Consider the following 414-nt stretch of genomic DNA (forward strand, 5'->3'; position numbering starts at 1 on the left):
CGATGTCGGAGACCGTGGCTGCCGCCTTCAAAACCTTGCCGGCGGCATTATAGGCCTCGGTGACTTCGAAGGAACCGACATAGAGCGCGATCAGCACCGGCGCCAGGAAGGCGAATTCGATGGCGCTGGCGCCTTTGCGGTCCTCGAAGAGATGTTGGAATGCCGCGCGGATGGAGGTTGCGAGATGTTTCAGCATGCCGCCCTCCTAATATTTCTCGTTCTCGAACGCCGTGGTCGAAACGATGAGGAATTGCGTCGGCATGACCTGGCCGGCGGGGCGGAGATTGCTGATATAGGGCCGCACCAGATCGGTCATCACTTGCCATTTATAATAAGCGCGTACCATGTTCTTGCTTTCCGATCCGCCGGGCGAGAAGGCGAATTCGGATGTGTCGAGATCGGAAAACTGATCGC

At 57.7% G+C, this 414-nt stretch carries 2 protein-coding genes; both read right to left on the reverse strand.

Translation table 11 applies throughout. The features are described 5' to 3' along the window. The coding region (locus AC1D0P_RS30610; protein WP_477680168.1) for a TadE/TadG family type IV pilus assembly protein at nucleotides 1-196 on the reverse strand (196 nt) is incomplete at its 3' end. 9 nt (nucleotides 197-205) lie between these two features. After that, nucleotides 206-414: hypothetical protein (locus AC1D0P_RS30615; RefSeq protein WP_477680169.1), on the reverse strand; the 209-nt coding region annotated here is incomplete at its 5' end.

The organism is Polaromonas sp. P1_G2, assembly GCF_056405515.1.